This window comes from Aquamicrobium lusatiense (assembly GCF_014201615.1).
In the GTDB taxonomy this organism is placed as follows: Bacteria; Pseudomonadota; Alphaproteobacteria; order Rhizobiales; family Rhizobiaceae; genus Mesorhizobium; species Mesorhizobium lusatiense.
Window position 1 is genome coordinate 2,814,651 of record NZ_JACHEU010000001.1, and the last position, 15,214, is coordinate 2,829,864.

18 protein-coding genes and 1 other RNA gene are annotated in these 15,214 nt (G+C 62.1%); 7 read left to right on the top strand and 12 right to left on the bottom strand.

Going from position 1 to position 15,214, the window contains the following annotated elements; genetic code table 11:
- Positions 1 to 48: 48 nt before the first annotated feature.
- The 5 genes from HNR59_RS13490 to HNR59_RS13510 all read right to left on the bottom strand — a co-directional run bounded on the left by HNR59_RS13490 (position 49) and on the right by HNR59_RS13510 (position 4,742).
- On the bottom strand, positions 49 to 1,596 hold the full coding sequence (locus HNR59_RS13490; protein ID WP_183831027.1) for a DegQ family serine endoprotease: 1,548 nt from the start codon (positions 1,594 to 1,596) through the stop codon (positions 49 to 51).
- Positions 1,597 to 1,828: 232 nt separating this feature from the next.
- Positions 1,829 to 2,014: a DUF2065 family protein gene (locus HNR59_RS13495; protein ID WP_183831029.1), complete on the bottom strand. Its 186-nt coding sequence runs from the start codon at positions 2,012 to 2,014 to the stop codon at positions 1,829 to 1,831.
- A 3-nt stretch (positions 2,015 to 2,017) separates the two neighbouring features.
- The gene (gene hflC, locus HNR59_RS13500) at positions 2,018 to 2,956 is read right to left on the bottom strand and encodes a protease modulator HflC (RefSeq protein WP_183831031.1); all 939 of its coding nucleotides are present in this window, start codon (positions 2,954 to 2,956) and stop codon (positions 2,018 to 2,020) included.
- Positions 2,956 to 4,068: an FtsH protease activity modulator HflK gene (hflK, locus tag HNR59_RS13505; protein WP_183831033.1), complete on the bottom strand. Its 1,113-nt coding sequence runs from the start codon at positions 4,066 to 4,068 to the stop codon at positions 2,956 to 2,958. Before hflK ends, hflC begins: the two co-directional genes overlap by 1 nt.
- Before the next feature lie 164 nt (positions 4,069 to 4,232).
- The gene (locus HNR59_RS13510; RefSeq protein WP_183831036.1) at positions 4,233 to 4,742 is read right to left on the bottom strand and encodes a dihydrofolate reductase; all 510 of its coding nucleotides are present in this window, start codon (positions 4,740 to 4,742) and stop codon (positions 4,233 to 4,235) included.
- A gap of 158 nt (positions 4,743 to 4,900) precedes the next feature.
- Between HNR59_RS13510 and cobF the strand changes: the two genes are divergently transcribed.
- Positions 4,901 to 5,683 carry a precorrin-6A synthase (deacetylating) gene (cobF, locus tag HNR59_RS13515; RefSeq protein WP_183831038.1) on the top strand — a complete coding sequence of 261 codons (783 nt, stop codon included), beginning with the start codon at positions 4,901 to 4,903 and terminating at the stop codon, positions 5,681 to 5,683.
- 36 nt (positions 5,684 to 5,719) lie between these two features.
- Here cobF and HNR59_RS13520 read toward each other — a convergent pair whose 3' ends face one another.
- The 4 genes from HNR59_RS13520 to modA all read right to left on the bottom strand — a co-directional run bounded on the left by HNR59_RS13520 (position 5,720) and on the right by modA (position 8,784).
- Positions 5,720 to 6,061, bottom strand: a complete 342-nt coding sequence (locus HNR59_RS13520; protein ID WP_183831040.1) for a winged helix-turn-helix domain-containing protein — start codon at positions 6,059 to 6,061, stop codon at positions 5,720 to 5,722.
- Positions 6,062 to 6,163: 102 nt separating this feature from the next.
- Entirely contained in the window at positions 6,164 to 7,261 is a 1,098-nt protein-coding gene (gene modC, locus HNR59_RS13525) for a molybdenum ABC transporter ATP-binding protein (RefSeq protein WP_183831042.1), read from the bottom strand.
- Positions 7,258 to 7,962: a molybdate ABC transporter permease subunit gene (modB, locus tag HNR59_RS13530; RefSeq protein ID WP_183831045.1), complete on the bottom strand. Its 705-nt coding sequence runs from the start codon at positions 7,960 to 7,962 to the stop codon at positions 7,258 to 7,260. Before modB ends, modC begins: the two co-directional genes overlap by 4 nt.
- 15 nt (positions 7,963 to 7,977) lie before the next feature.
- A complete protein-coding gene (gene modA / locus HNR59_RS13535; protein ID WP_183831047.1) occupies positions 7,978 to 8,784 on the bottom strand; it encodes a molybdate ABC transporter substrate-binding protein in 807 nt (268 codons plus the stop codon).
- A 159-nt stretch (positions 8,785 to 8,943) separates the two neighbouring features.
- Here modA and HNR59_RS13540 point away from each other — a divergent pair, with 159 nt between their 5' ends.
- Entirely contained in the window at positions 8,944 to 9,153 is a 210-nt protein-coding gene (locus tag HNR59_RS13540) for a TOBE domain-containing protein (RefSeq protein WP_183831591.1), read from the top strand.
- A 24-nt stretch (positions 9,154 to 9,177) separates the two neighbouring features.
- Here HNR59_RS13540 and HNR59_RS13545 read toward each other — a convergent pair whose 3' ends face one another.
- Positions 9,178 to 9,984: a thymidylate synthase gene (locus tag HNR59_RS13545; protein WP_183831049.1), complete on the bottom strand. Its 807-nt coding sequence runs from the start codon at positions 9,982 to 9,984 to the stop codon at positions 9,178 to 9,180.
- Between the two features lie 299 nt (positions 9,985 to 10,283).
- The gene (locus tag HNR59_RS13550) at positions 10,284 to 10,592 is read right to left on the bottom strand and encodes a DUF2853 family protein (protein ID WP_183831050.1); all 309 of its coding nucleotides are present in this window, start codon (positions 10,590 to 10,592) and stop codon (positions 10,284 to 10,286) included.
- Positions 10,593 to 10,755: 163 nt separating this feature from the next.
- On the opposite strand from HNR59_RS13550, the gene ssrA reads away from it, so the two are divergent.
- Both ssrA and HNR59_RS13560 read left to right on the top strand, forming a co-directional pair.
- Positions 10,756 to 11,111, top strand: a transfer-messenger RNA (tmRNA) gene (gene ssrA, locus HNR59_RS13555).
- A 122-nt stretch (positions 11,112 to 11,233) separates the two neighbouring features.
- The gene (locus HNR59_RS13560; protein WP_183831052.1) at positions 11,234 to 11,776 is read left to right on the top strand and encodes an AAA family ATPase; all 543 of its coding nucleotides are present in this window, start codon (positions 11,234 to 11,236) and stop codon (positions 11,774 to 11,776) included.
- A gap of 46 nt (positions 11,777 to 11,822) precedes the next feature.
- Here the strand turns inward: HNR59_RS13560 and HNR59_RS13565 are convergent, their stop codons facing one another.
- A complete protein-coding gene (locus tag HNR59_RS13565) occupies positions 11,823 to 13,034 on the bottom strand; it encodes a multidrug effflux MFS transporter (RefSeq protein ID WP_183831054.1) in 1,212 nt (403 codons plus the stop codon).
- Positions 13,035 to 13,197: 163 nt separating this feature from the next.
- Between HNR59_RS13565 and HNR59_RS13570 the strand changes: the two genes are divergently transcribed.
- The 3 genes from HNR59_RS13570 to HNR59_RS13580 all read left to right on the top strand — a co-directional run bounded on the left by HNR59_RS13570 (position 13,198) and on the right by HNR59_RS13580 (position 14,822).
- Positions 13,198 to 13,851 carry a TetR/AcrR family transcriptional regulator gene (locus HNR59_RS13570; protein WP_183831056.1) on the top strand — a complete coding sequence of 218 codons (654 nt, stop codon included), beginning with the start codon at positions 13,198 to 13,200 and terminating at the stop codon, positions 13,849 to 13,851.
- A 220-nt stretch (positions 13,852 to 14,071) separates the two neighbouring features.
- The gene (locus HNR59_RS13575) at positions 14,072 to 14,611 is read left to right on the top strand and encodes an SspB family protein (RefSeq protein ID WP_183831058.1); all 540 of its coding nucleotides are present in this window, start codon (positions 14,072 to 14,074) and stop codon (positions 14,609 to 14,611) included.
- A 13-nt stretch (positions 14,612 to 14,624) separates the two neighbouring features.
- Positions 14,625 to 14,822 (top strand): DUF4169 family protein, encoded by a 198-nt coding sequence (locus HNR59_RS13580; protein ID WP_183831060.1) that lies wholly within the window; start codon positions 14,625 to 14,627, stop codon positions 14,820 to 14,822.
- The last annotated feature ends 392 nt before the right edge of the window (positions 14,823 to 15,214 follow it).

Sequence of the window (15,214 nt, forward strand, 5' to 3'; positions counted from 1 at the left end):
GTCGCAGGCATGAGCGAAACGAACTGCCGTGAGATCCGAAAACCGCACTCAGTCCATGCGGATGGTCACGAAGCGCAGCTCACCGCTTTTCGATGCCATCATCAGTAGCGCGTTCTTGCGCCCCTGCTCCTTAAGCGCTGCGATACGGTCCACCACATCGGTGGGGTTCGCCACCGATTCCTGTGCGATCTCGGTGATGACCTCGCCCGCCTGAACGCCGCGCTCGGCTGCGGCGGAATCGGGTGCCACTTCCGTCACGACGACGCCGTTGACGCCCTCGGCAATGCCGAATTTGCTTCGTGCAGCTTCGTCCAGTTCGCCGATGGTCATGCCCAGCACGGAAGCGGTTGCTACCGCCTCGCCCTGCTGGCCGGCCTCGTCATCCTCGCCTTCGGCCACCTTTTCGCTGTCTTCCAGACGGCCGAGCGTGACTTTGACAGTCATTTCCTTGCCTTTGCGCACCAGAACGACATCGACGGCCTTGCCCACCGGGCTTTCCGCCACGATGCGCGGCAGGTCACGCACTTCGTCGATCTCCTTGCCGTCGAATTTCGTGACGACGTCGCCCGGCTGGATGCTGCCGTCGTCGACCGGACCGCCCTTCATGATCCCTGCGATCAGCGCGCCCTTGGCTTCCTTCATTCCGAGGCTTTCGGCGATGTCCTCGGTCACCGGCTGGATGCGGACGCCGAGCCAGCCACGGCGGGTTTCGCCGAACTCGCGCAACTGATCCACCACACCGCGCGCAAGCTGGGTGGGGATGGAGAAGCCAATGCCGATGGAGCCGCCCGTCGGCGAGATGATCGCCGTGTTGATGCCGATGACCTCGCCATGCATGTTGAACAGCGGACCGCCGGAATTGCCCCGGTTGATGGCGGCATCGGTCTGGATGAAGTCGTCATATGGACCGGCGTTGATATCGCGGTTGCGCGCCGAGATAATGCCGACCGTAACCGTTCCGCCAAGGCCGAACGGATTGCCAATCGCCATCACCCAGTCGCCGATGCGCATCTTGTCGGAATCGCCGAACTTCACTTCCGTCAGCTTGTGATCGGCCGGATCGACCTTGAGCAGCGCGATGTCGGTCTTCGTGTCGGTGCCGACGAGCGTCGCCTTCAGCGTCAGGCCATCGGAGAAATTGACCTCGATGTCGTCGGCATCGGCAATGACGTGATTGTTGGTGACGACGAAGCCTTCCTTCGCGTCGATGACGAATCCCGAGCCCAGCGACTGGACCTTCTGGGAGCTGCCCCCGCGCGGGCCGCCGCGGTCCTTGAAGAATTCGTCGAAGAAGTCCTGAAACGGCGAGCCCTCGGGAAGCTGCGGCATCGGCACCGTGCCCGGCCCGTCCGTTCCCTTGACGGTCTGCGACGTGGAAATGTTGACCACCGCACCGAGGAGCCCCTCGGCGAGATCGGCCACCGATTCCGGCCCAGCGCCTGTCGTGGGCGACGTTTGCGCCGGAGAGTTTGGCGCCGGGGATGCCGGTGCCTTCTGCGCGAGCGATGGCGTCACAGCAGCGGGGATGGCGAACGACAGGACGGTGGCTGCCAGCAAGGTGGTCCGCGCCGCGCGCACAACGGAATGATCGATCATGGACGGGCTCCGGAACGTCTTTGAGGTTGATGCGACATGATGGCATGAAATACGGCGCGTTTGCGACCGAAACCAGAGCATCGAACGGAAAAGTGTATGCGGGTTTGCGATTATCCGGACCCGCATACAAAACGGCAGAGCGCCGTGCATCCGACCCGACGCACGGCGCTCTGACAGGAGCAGATCAATTCTGATCGAACCGGAAAGAGGGATTGCCCCTTGCCCCTGCCGGTCAGCCTCGAACCAGCCACACGATGCCGACACCGGCCGCAATGGCCAGCATGCCGGCCATGCGGAGCGCGCCTTCGGGGATCGAAAGCACCTCGGCCGCAAGCCGGCGCGCCAGCCGGGGAAAGCCCCCGTAGACCAGGCCCTCGATAACGAGGACCAGGCCCAGGGCCGCCAGAAAATCCTGCACGGATTACTGGCCGCTGGTTGCCGGCGCAGGCGCCTGACGCGCGGGAGCGGCAGAGGCTGGAGCACTCTGATTCGGATCCCTGAAGAACCGGAAGAATTCCGATTCGGGCGACAGGACCATGGTGGTGCCCTCGCCGTTCAGAGCCGTGCCATAAGCGCTCATCGAACGGTAGAAGTCGAAGAACTGCGGATCGCGCAGATAGGCGCCGGCGAAGATCGAGTTGCGCTCGGCATCGCCCTCACCGCGAAGGATTTCGCCTTCCCGCTGTGCTTCGGCAACGATCTCAACGACTTCACGGTCGGCACGGGCCCGGATGCGCTGCGCTGCTTCGTTACCGCGTGCCCTCAGCCTCTCGGCCTCGGCCAGACGTTCTGCCTTCATGCGCTCGAAGGTCTGCTGCGACACTTCCTGCGTCAGGTCGGTACGGCGGATACGCACATCGACGATTTCGAGACCGAGCGAGGTCGCATCGGGCCGCATCTGATCGCGCACCTCGCGCATCATCTCTGCACGCTCTTCGGAAAGAGCGGCCTCGAAGCCGCGCAGACCGTAGACACGGCGCAAAGCCGCGTCGAGACGGGTGCGGAGCCGCTGCTCGGCCAGTTCCACGCTGCCCGAGACGGCAGACCGGAACACGCGCGGGTTGGAGATGCGGTAAGCAATGAAGGCATCGACTTCATAGAACTTGCCGCCCGAAACCTGCACGCGGATGTTGTCGAGGTCGAAACGCAGAACGCGGTTCTCGATCATCTGCACATTGTCGGCGTCGAAGAAGGAGAACGGCATCTTAAAGTAGATGCCCGGCTCGCTCTTGACGTCGACGATCTCGCCGAAGCGCAGAACGATCGCCTGCTGGCGGGCGTTGACCACGAAGATCGACGAATAGATCAGGAACAGGATGACGATGCCGGCAACGGCAATGGCTGGAAGACGGTTTGCCATTATTGTGCGCCTCCGGTCGCAGCGCCGGAGCGCTTCTGCAATTCAGGCAGCGGCAGATACGGCACGACACCCGGCCCGCCGCCCTGCTCCACGACCACCTTGTTCGATCCGCCCAGAACCTTCTCCATCGTTTCGAGATAGAGACGCTTGCGCGTCACATCCGGTGCCTTGGCATATTCGTCGTAAACCGAGATGAAGCGCTGCGCCTCACCCTGTGCTTCCTGCACGACGCGGTTCTTGTAGGCTGCCGCCTCTTCGCGAACCTGCGCTGCCTGACCACGGGCCTGACCGAGCTTCTGGTTGGAATACTGGTTTGCCTGCTCGACGAACCTGTCCTCGTCCTGCTCGGCGCGCTGCACTTCGTCGAAGGCATCAGCCACTTCGCGCGGCGGAGCGGCATCCTCGATCGAAATCGCATTGACGTTCAGGCCAGCGCGGTAACCGTCCAGCGTGGTCTGAAGGATCTGGCGCACGGATTCGGCAATGCCCTGACGGTCATCGCGGAAGATGTCCTGAGCCGGACGGCGGCCGACGGCCTCGCGCATGGCGCTTTCGGCAACCTGCGTCAGCATGCCGTCGGGGTCGGAAACATCGAACAGATAAGCGCGCGGATCGGACACCTGATAGGCCACGGAGAACTGCACATTGACGATGTTCTGGTCGCCCGAGAGCATCAGACCGGAGGTATCGTTGGAGCGTGCAAGTCCGCCGATATTGACGAGCTGCTCGGAAATCTTGGCGGTCTCGACCGTTTCGACCGGCCACCAGTGGAAGTGAAGACCGGGTTCGGAAAGCTCTTGCTTCGGCTTGCCGAAGCGCAGTTCCACCGCAACCTCATCCGGCTGAACGGTGTAGATCGCCTTGAAGAACCACATTCCCAGCACGATCAGGATCAGGACGCCGAACATGGCCTTGTTGCCGCCGTTCCCGCCCGGCAGCGCGCGCCGCAGCTTGTCCTGCCCCAGTCTGATGATGTCTTCCAGATCGGGAGGATTGCCTTGCGGTCCGCCGGGCCCTCTCGGTCCCTGCCCCCATGGGCCGCCGCCACCGCCGCCGTTGTTTCCGCCGCCACCCCACGGGCCGCCGCCGCCGCTCTTGTCATTCCAGGGCATAAATGTCCTTTCGTCCGCAGTCACTCACGCTACGTTTGTGCAGCGCGCAAGCCTTGATCCTCTATAGGGAGGCCAAAGCCGGCTTTCAACGCGCACAGCGCGTAAAACGCCCCTTCTCCATACAGCATTGTGCAACTTTCCGTCATTGCGACGGATAGCAGCTGTCAAACCCGCTTTTCGTAGACCACATAGCGCGTTGCGTGGCTGTCCTTTTCTCCCGCAGGAACCTCCTGCTGCTCCACCGGTTGCCAAAGCTGCGGGTCGATGTCCGGAAAGCGGGCATCCCCGTCCACATCGGCCATTACATGGGTCACATGCAGACGATCGACCATCGGCAGCGCCTGCGCATAAATCTGCGCGCCTCCGATGATGCAGACTTCATCTGCGCCGCCGGTCGCGGCGACATGCCGTTCGGCGATCCCGATCGCCTCATCCAGCGAATGCGCGATCTCAGCGCCCTCAACCCCGAACGCCCTGTCGCGCGTGACGATGATGTTCAGCCGCCCGGGCAGCAGGCGGCCAATGCTCTCATAGGTCTTGCGCCCCATGATGACAGGCTTGCCCATCGTGTCGGCCTTGAAGCGTTTGAGATCGGTGGAAAGCCGCCAGGGCAGGTCGCCATCGCGTCCGATCACGCCATTTTCGGCAATCGCCACATAGATCGCAGTCTTCATCCGTCGTCCCTGTATCGGTCTTCCTGAAGCGGTATCGCATATAGAACCCCGCGCGGCACGGTGGTTTTTGGCATCCGGCCATTTTGACACGGCAGCAGCCATAATCTTGCAGCTCGCGCTGCTGGACAGCGCCGGCCCGATCGGGCAGGAAACCAGCCATGCGCAAGCTTTTCGTCATCGGCATCGGCGCCGGAAATCCGGAACACATGACCGTTCAGGCCATCACGGCGCTGAACAAGACCGACGTGCTGTTCATCCCTGACAAGGGGGAAGAAAAAAGCGATCTTGCCGCATTGAGGCATGAAATCTGCGACCGATTCGTCACCAATGCCCGAACAAGGCGCGTCAGCTTCGATGTGCCCCGGCGCGCCACGCCCTCACCATCTTACGAAAGCACTGTGGACGACTGGCACACCGCGATCGCAGCAATTTATGAAGCGCTGATCCGGGACGAGATCGCGGAAAACGGCTGCGGCGCGCTGCTGATCTGGGGCGACCCCATGCTCTACGACAGCGCGCTGCGCATATTGGAGCGGGTACGCCATCGCGGGAATGTGAGCTTCGACACCGAGGTCATCCCCGGCATTACCGCCATCCAGTCGCTGTGCGCCAGCCACAAGATCGCGCTGAACCGCATTGCAGATCCGGTGCTGATCACCACCGGGCGGCGACTGCTCGGCGAAGGCATGCCGCCAAACGCCGGCACGGTCGTCGTCATGCTCGACGGTAACTGCGCCTTCCGCTCGCTGCCCGGCAAAAACCTCACCATCTTCTGGGGCGCCTATCTGGGCACTCCCGACGAAATCATCATTTCGGGCCGCCTCGGCGACGTCGAAGATCGGATCGTCGCCGTCCGCGCCAAGGCACGTGCCGCGAAAGGATGGATCATGGACACTTATCTGCTACGCCAGCAGGGTGAAGCTGAAGAAGACACCTTATAACGGAGACGGCCTCCTGCCCGCGCCGCAATAAACACGTTATCCCGCGTCAATCTCGGCCTGAAGCGCCATCATGTGATCCTGCGCGGCAACGGCCGCTGCCCGCTCGATCGCCCGGTAACGGCTCACCACGGCGAGCCCCACGGGTGTGAGCTGAGCGCCGCCGCCGCGCTTGCCGCCGGTCTGCGCACTGACCAGCGGCTTGCCGAACACCCGGTTCATGTCCTCCACCAGATCCCATGCATGTTTGTAGGACATCTGCATGGCGCGCGAGGCGGCCGAAATCGAGCCGAAGGACGCGATATGTTCCAGAAGCTCGATCTTGCCGGGTCCGATGCGCCCGTCAGGATCGAGGTTTATCCGCAATGTCAGTGACGGCATCTTCTGTTCCCGCAAAACGGTCTCCCGTACACATAGCGCCTTGCAGAGACTATCGCTATTCCAAAATGGAATAACGACAGTGCCGGCGTTCACGTCATTGTCTTATCTGGCTGCCACGCCGGCATTGACGGTGTCGAAACTCACCGTCTTGACCACTGCATACACCGGCAGGCCGGGCGCGAGCGCCAGCGCCTGCCGCGACTGTTCGGTGATCCGCGACAGAACGGACACGCCGTTGCAGTCGATCCGCACCTCCCGTTCGCCACCTGCCCCATCGGCGATACCGTCAATGCGGCCCGCAAGAATGTTCAGCGCGCTGAGCCCCTTCGGACGTTCCGTGGCGATCATCACGTCGCGGGCGCGAATGCGCAGACGCACCGGCTGGCCGATGGCAATATCGATGCGCGGAACGTGAATTTCGCCGGCAGCAGAACGCAGCACCGACATGGAAAACGCATCGTCGTGACGTTGCACCACCGTCTCGACCAGCGATCCGCCCTCGCCGCGCTCGGATGCCGGCAAAAGGTCCAGCCGCTGCAGGATTTCGGTGACCGGCCCGGAAGCTGCCACCCTGCCCTGCGCCAGAACCACCACGTCGCTCGCCAGACGCGCCACCTCCGCCACGGAATGGCTGACATAGACGATGGGGATTTTCATCTCGTCGCGAAGGCGCTCGATATAGGGCAGGATTTCGCCCTTGCGCGCCTCGTCAAGCGCCGCGAGCGGCTCGTCCATCAGCAGCAGCCGCGGGCTGGACAGCAAGGCCCGCCCGATAGCGACACGCTGCTTCTCGCCGCCGGAAAGATTTGACGGCTTGCGATCCAGCAGGGCGCCGATGCCGAGAAGATCGACGATCGCGTCCATCTCCATATAGCGCTCGGCGGCCGGCGTGAACCAGCGCCCATAGAGCAGGTTGGAGCGCACGCTCATGTGAGGAAACAGCCGCGCGTCCTGAAACACCATGCCGATGCGGCGCTTGTGGCGCGGCACATGGATGCCGGCGCGCGTATCGACAAGCACCTTGCCATCCACCTCTATGCGGCCTTCGTCGGGGCGGATCAGGCCCGCTATCAGGTTGATGAGCGTGCTCTTGCCGGAACCGGAGGGGCCGAACAGCGCCGTCAGCCTGCCCGCGCCCGAGAACCGGGCCTCGACCTGAAAATCGCCCTGACGATGGCGAATGTCGACCGAAAGCGTCATTCCACGTCCATCCGCTTGCCAAGCCGGCGCGCCATGGCCTCGGAGGCGACCAGCGCCAGCATGGAGATGATGATGCTGATGAGGGTGAGCCGCAGCGCGCCCTCATCGCCGCCCGGCACCTGCGTGAAGGTATAGATGGCCGAAGGCAGGGTCTGGGTTTCCCCCGGAATGTTGGACACGAAGGTGATGGTCGCCCCGAACTCGCCCATGGCCTTGGCGAAGGACAGGATGGCGCCGGCCATGATGCCGGGCAGGATCAGCGGCAGCGTGACCGTGGAGAACACCCACAAGGGGCTGGCGCCCAGCGTTCCGGCGGCCGCCTCCAGCTTGCGATCCACCGATTCGATGGAAAGCCGTATCGCGCGCACCATCAGCGGAAAGCCCATCACCCCGCAGGCAAGTGCGGCACCCGTCCAGCGGAACGAGAAGACGATGCCGAAATGTTCGGCGAGGAACGCGCCGGCCGGTCCGCGCCGCCCGAAGGCGAGCAAAAGCAGATAGCCCGTCACCACCGGCGGCAGCACCAGCGGCAGGTGAACGAGGCCGTTGAGCACGGACTTGCCCCAGAAGCGGCCCCGCGCCAGCAGATATGCGATCAGTATGCCTGGAGGGACGGAGGCGAGCATCGCCACCGTCGCCACCTTGACAGAGAGCCTGACCGCCGTCCATTCATCCGGGGTCAGGTCCAGCAACCAGTTCATGAGCTGCGTTCAGGCTCAGTTCGCGGCCGGTGCAAGCACCGTGAAGCCCTGTTCCTCGAACAGCTTGCGCGCCTTGTCCGTGTGCAGGCACTTCAGGAAGGCCGGCACTTCGGCATCCTTGGAATCGGCGGTCTGCGCGACCGGATAGATGATCGGCGCATGGGTTTCTTCCGGGAACGTCGCAATGACCTTCACACCCGGCTCGGCAACCGCGTCGGTTGCGTAGACGATGCCGGCCGCCGCTTCGCCGGTGGCCACCAGCTTCAGCGCGGCGCGCACATTCTCGGCCTGCGCGATCTTGCCCTCGACCGATCCCCAGATATCGAGCGCCTCAAGCGCCGCCTTGCCGTATTTACCGGCCGGCACGGCCTTGACGTCGCCCATGGCGAGCTTGCCATCGCCAATCAGGCCAGCAAGGTCAAAACCCTTCTCAAGATTGGCTTCAGCGGACGAATCCGCAGGCGCCACCAGCACGATGCGGTTGCCCAGCAACCGCTCCTCGGTGTCGGTCTTGATCAGGTTCTTGTCGGACAGATATTTCATCCAGTCGAGATCGGCGGAGATGAACACGTCCGCCGGCGCGCCTTCCTCGATCTGCTTGGCCAGCGCCGAAGAGGACGCATAGGAGATCTTCGCGGTCTCGCCGACATCGGCCTCGCAGGCCGTGTTGATGCCGTCGAGCGCGTTCTTCAGGCTGGCGGCAGCGAAGACGACAAGCTGATTGTCATCTGCCTGTGCGGTGGAAACGGGTGCGACGAGCAGCGCCGAAAGCGCGCCCGCGGTCATCAGTGCCTTCAAGCCGGTTTTGTTGATTCTGATCATTCAGCCTCTCCCTGTCAGATTGTCTTCAAGCTCTTGCCGCCCTGTGCAGCGCCACAACCGATATATACGGACGAATATAACAAGGGAAGCCTTTTGCGCTCCACATGCAACCGTGCTTCACTGATGCCGGATTGGACCATGAAAAGAAGGGATCACACGATGAAGATCAGCGCCAGAAACCAGATCAGGGGCAAAATCATCGAGGTGTCGAAGGGCGCCACCACGGCCCATGTGCGCATCGAGATCGGCGGTGGCGCGATCATCACCGCATCCATCACCAATGAAGCGGTCGACGAGCTGAAGCTGCGCGAAGGCGTGGAAGCTTATGCCGTGGTCAAGGCGTCCGATGTGATGGTCGCTGTCGACTGACCCCGGCGCCGGCGCGCGTCGAATTCACACCGCGATGGGCGCCCTGATGCTCGGGTCCGCCACGTAGTTTTCCAGCCGGAAATCCTCGAAGCGGAAGGCAAACAGATCGTCCACCGCCGGATTGATCCACATGGTGGGCAGCGGCTTCGGCGCGCGTGACAGCTGCTCGCGCGCCTGATCGAAATGATTGGCGTAAAGGTGCGCATCGCCCAGCGTGTGGATGAATTCCCCGGGCTTCAGGCCCGTCACCTGCGCGATCATCATCGTCAGCAGCGCATATGAGGCGATGTTGAAGGGCACGCCGAGGAAAATATCGGCGGAACGCTGGTAGAGCTGGCAGGACAACCGTCCTTCGGCGACATAGAACTGGAACAGGCAGTGGCATGGCGGGAGCGCCATGGTGTCCACCTGCGCCGGGTTCCACGCCGACACGATCAGCCGCCGCGATTGCGGATTGCGGCGCAGCTCAATCAGCAGATTGGCGATCTGGTCGATCTCTCCCGCCGACCCGTTTTCATTCAACGTCGGCCAGGAGCGCCACTGGCGGCCATAGACAGGGCCCAGATTGCCGTCCTCGTCGGCCCATTCGTCCCAGATCGTCACCCCGTTGTCGTTGAGGTACTTGATGTTGGTGTCGCCGGCCAGAAACCACAGAAGCTCGTGGATGATCGATTTCAGATGCAGCTTCTTGGTCGTGGTGACGGGAAAGCCCTGCGCCAGATCGAAGCGCATCTGATAGCCGAAAACCGAACGCGTGCCCGTGCCGGTGCGGTCGCCGCGATCGACGCCGGTTTCAAGAACGTGGCTCAGAAGGTCGAGATATTGCCGCATCGGCTCCGTTCCGAAGATTTTCTGGCCAGATCTCCATGCGCGCACCCGCACGCACGGCAAAGATCTGAATTATCGACAGGGCATCGGAACAGCCGAAAAACCGGAGTCCGGTTTTCGGTCCGACGCTTCGGCTACACTATAGACGCAGACGCGCCCGGAGCACAGATGCGCAAGCCTTGTTCATCCACAGCCGGGACTGGCAAAAGCCCGATCACGTTTTCCGCGATCGGGCTTTAAATCGTGAAATCCGCATCGGTGTGCCGTTCGGGACCCCGCCCGGCAGCAGCGGAAGAAAGATCTCAGAGCGAATCGAGCTTACCGAGTTCCTTGGCCACCAGATAATAGAAGGTCACGCGTCCCTTCGAACGGTCAGCGGCCATGGTCTTCGCCACGGTGGCGACGGCGGCCTCCGCTGCGGCAGCGTCCACGCCGAGCTTCTTGACGCCCCAGCTGTCACGCACGCGGTCCAGTTCCTTCTGGTCGGTGGCCGAAACCAGCGAAGAATCGCGATTGCGCAGGGCGATGCCCAGATGCTTCACGATCTTGTTCACCACGGCCTCGTCGGCCTTGGCGTCGTATTTCTGCACGTCGGCGAGATAGTCACTCATGGATAGCCCTCATCGGAGTTTATGTCCCCTGCAATTCACGGACGATCTGCCGATACAACCTGTCGCCGGACGAGATCCCGTACCGTTTGCGAGCCTGCAAGAAATTGCCCTGCCAAGTCAAGTTAAAGCAGCCTCCGCCACAGCTGATAATTGCAACCGGGCATCTCTTCCATTTGCCCCGAAGAGTGCCTATATTCGACCTGTCGGCTTGACCGACTATGGTGATAAATGGGCGATGTAATAAGCCGTTCGGACCCGGGGGCGGTACCCGGCGCCTCCACCAAAAACTGTCGTGACGGACAGCTTTTGCTGGGGGCGAAACAGGATCGACGAAGGTGTAAAGATCGTACTTTTGCCCGGCATTGTACCACCGTCATCGGGCTAACTCAGTAGTTGCAAACGACAACTATGCGGAAGCACGTCTCGCTGCGTAATGCGGTGCGATAGCTTCAAATAAACTCCTGAGGGTTCGCACCTTCAGGCGGGGTTCGGAGGTACCTGGCAACAGAAACCTCCACTTCTCTCCCCCTTTTCATCTTTATCAGCAGCATGCCGTGTCCACGCGACGACCTTTTGGTCCGTGCCGTGAGCCGCGCCGTGCCGTTTCCTCATTTCAGCCCGCATGCAAAGGGAGCATCATCATGGATGCCAGCCGCTTCATCGTCATCACCGGAGGGCCGGGTTCGGGCAAGACGACCCTCCTCGACGCGCTGCGCGAGTCGGGCCATTCCGCCATGCCGGAGGCCGGGCGCAACATCATCCGCGCCCAGCAGGCGGTGGACGGCCCTGCCCTGCCATGGCGCGATCCGGCCCTGTTCGCCGAGCTGATGCTGTCATGGGACATGCGCTCCTATGAAGAGGCAGGGCAAAGATCAGGAACGCTGTTTTTCGACCGGGGCATTCCCGACGCAATCGGCTATCTGCGGCTGACCGGCCTCCCGGTGCCTGCTCACATGATGAAAGCGGCAGAAACCCTTCGGTACCATCGCAGAATATTCATCGCGCCTTTCTGGCCCGATATATTCGGGCAGGATGCGGAGCGCAGGCAATCGGCCGACGAGGCGGAGCGCACATGCGAGGCAATGAAAAAGATCTACACCGAACTGGGCTACGATCTGGTGCCGCTTCCCCTTTGTTCGGTGGAAGAGCGGGTGCGCTTCATCCTCTGCGAAACTTCTGCATGAAAAAGGGCCGGCGAACCGGCCCCTTTCATGCCCGTTCCGGTCCGGCTTACTCCGCCGGGGCGCTAACCGCCTTCGGCGCACGCTTCATCCCCAGCGTCACCTGTGCCAGCACGAAGGCGATGATCGCGCATACGGCGATGGCTGCCACCATCGGCAGGGGTGTACCGTCGAAGAAAATGCCGGCTCCCGCCATCGCCACGGCGCCGATGCCGAACTGAAGCGTTCCCATCAGCGCCGAAGCCGTTCCCGCTATCGCACCATGGTCGTCCATGGCCAGAACGGAGGTCGAGGGAATGACCAGTCCGACAAAGCCGTAACCAATGAACAGCATCGACGCCAGCACCCAGAGCTGATCGGCGCCGGATGCCATCAGCGCCAGAAGCACCAGCATCGTGGCGGCATATCCCGCCACCGCGACCCTAACCACCCTTGCGAGCCCATAGCGCTGCGCAAGCGTGCCCGTCAGTTGCGACATGGCGAAGAACGACACCGCATTGAGGGAAAAGTAGACGCTGTAGAGATGCGGCGAGAGCCCGTAGTGATCGATGAGGATGAAGGACGAACTCGACAGGTAGACGAAGAAGGACGAGATCGCGAAGCCGCCCGTGCCGACGAGACCGAGAAACCTGCGGTCACCGAGCAGATGGCGGTAGCCGGCGAGCGATGTGCGCAGCGAACTGCCGACGCGCGCTGCCGCGGGGCGCGTTTCCTCGATCGAGGTGGCGAGCAACAGGCAGGCCACGAGAGCCGCGCCCGTCACCACCCAGAACACCGCCCTCCAGCCGAAGGCGTCGATGATGAAGGACCCGGTCAGCGGCGCCAGGATAGGCGAGATCGAGAACACAAGCATCAGGAGCGACATCAATTTCGCGGCTTCGACACCCGTGTGCAGATCGCGCACCACGGCCCGCGGTATGACCATGCTGGCGCAGCCGCCAAGCCCCTGAATGAAACGGAAGGCAATCAGCCATTCCACGCTGGGTGACAGCGCCGCCCCCACCCCGCCGATCATGAAAAGGAAAAGCCCCGCATAAAGCGGGGCCTTGCGACCTGCCATGTCGGAGATCGGCCCGACGGCAAGCTGGCCGACCGCCGTTGCGAGAAAGAAGATCAGCAGGCTCATCTGCACCGCGGCAGTGCTGGCGCCGAGATCTTCACCTATGGTGGGAAGTGCAGGCAGATACATGTCGATGGCGAAGGGACCGATGGCCGACAGCAGGCCGAGCACCACCGCGATGCGGTAGAATTTTGCAGGCATTTCTGGCTCTTTCGTTTGGCGGGCGCGCCGGGGGAGGAACAGCACAACCCGCAGAAAGATCGTCAGGCCATGCCTGAGAGACAAGACGCCGATCTTTATATTCGATATAAAAAATTTTTAGACTCATTTGCCCAAATAGTCAATCAGTGATATATGATTTTTTATGAAACCATCGATCGTTCCTGACACGCTCCCGCCACGCGGCCACGCCGCCAAGCGCAGCTTCATTCTTGAGGCGGCTGCCGAAGTGTTTTGCCGGGAAGGCTTTGCAGGAGCGAACATCGATCTCATCGCCGCCGAAGCCGGCGTTTCCCGACAGACGGTGTACAATCACCACGGCGACAAGGATGGGCTGTTCCGGGCTGTCGTTAGGGACATGACGGAGCGCTCCAACGCGGTCGTCTTTGCCACGCTCGGCACCTTTCCCGATCATCCCGGCGATCTGGAAACGGACCTGACCGACTTCGCAATGCGGATGAACCTCAACTGCATCTGCAACAGGGAGGGAAAATTCCTGCGCAGGCTGATTCAGGCTGAAAGCGAGCGCTGCCCTTCCCTGTTTGCCGACTGGCGCGAGGAAGGCCCCCGGCGCACCATGGCCGCACTTGCCGCGCGCTTCGCGCGGCTGGCCCATGCCGGTCTGCTGGTCATCGACGATCCGGACCTTGCCGCACGCCAGTTCCTCGCGCTTGCCAATGCCGATCTTCAGCTCACCCTGCTGATTGGAGAAACGCCCTCGCAGGAGGAAGTCAGGAGCGCCTCGGCCAATGGCGTACGCACCTTCCTGCGTGCCTTCGGTGTCCGCCAGCTGGCCTGAAGCGATGCCATCAGCAAAAACTGACGCAAATCCGGCAGTTTTCCCCAGAACCGGAATGCAACCCAGCCGCACCCTTCACGTGTAACAGGCAGGGCCTGCGCGCAAGGATAGTGGCTAAACACATCCTTACCTTGCTCATCTTGGTCAGGTAGCCCATATCCCGGTTTACGTGGTCGCCAAGCTTGATTACAGCTACTGCGACGATTCAACGGAAATGCTCATGGCCGACGACCATATCAGATACGACATCCTGGCTCAGGAAGCCCTGCGTGGTGTGATGCGCAAGGTTCTGGCCGAGGTTGCACGCACGGGTCTGCCGGGAAACCATCACTTCTTCATCACATTCCTGACCGGCGCGCCGGGTGTTCGCATTTCGAGCCGCCTGCGCGAACGCTATCCCGAACAGATGACCATCGTGATCCAGTTCCAGTACTGGGACCTGAAGGTCACGGACAGCGGCTTCGAGGTCGGGCTTTCCTTCTCCGATATTCCCGAGAAGCTGGAAATTCCGTTCTCAGCCGTGCGCGGTTTCTACGACCCTTCGGTGAATTTCGAGCTTGAATTCGACGTCCGCACCGAGCCGGCAGAAGCTTCCGGGCCGGAACAGGAGCAGGAAGAGAAGCCCGCCCCTGCCCCTGCCAAGGTGAAGCCGGCAGCCGCGAAGAAGGCCGCGGAAGCGAAAAAGAACGAGGCGGAAGAAGAGCCTGCCCCCGCGAAGGGCGCCGAAGTCGTTTCGCTCGACGCATTCCGCAAGAAATAGGCAGGGTTTCCCGATGGGCGAGATCGTCAACCTGCGCCAGATCCGCAAGCGGAAGGCGCGGGACGACAAGGAACTTGCCGCCGCTCAGAACCGGGCCCTGCACGGCCGCACCAAATCGGAGCGGGAACGCGACCGCAAAGCGGAAGAAAAATCCCGCACCCTGCTGGACGGACATTTCCTGAAGCCCGTGCGCCCTTCCGAAGAGGATTGATCCGGATCGACATTACGATGGCAGGCATGGAGATGGATCATGCCTCACCGCTCAGGCGCTCTCCTGAGGAAACCATCTCAGGTTTCGCTACGCTCGTGACACGGATTTCCGAATCAAGCCAGAACATCGGCCATGGCGGACCAGCCAGCTGAGGCGGCGTTCGCCTCGGTGTGCGGTCGGGTTTCCGTAGCGCTCGATCCAGCCCGGAATCGCTCCCGGCCTGCATTACAGATGACGGAGAAGTCACGACGCGCTGGCCGGGCGTAACGGTCCTTCCCGCCCCGAAAGCCCGAACCGGACGACAATCACCAAAGCCCCCAACTTGATTGCCGCGCGCCGCCTCGACGAGCTGTGCATTTGAATGTGCAGGGAGTTCTGGTCGCAAACGGCGC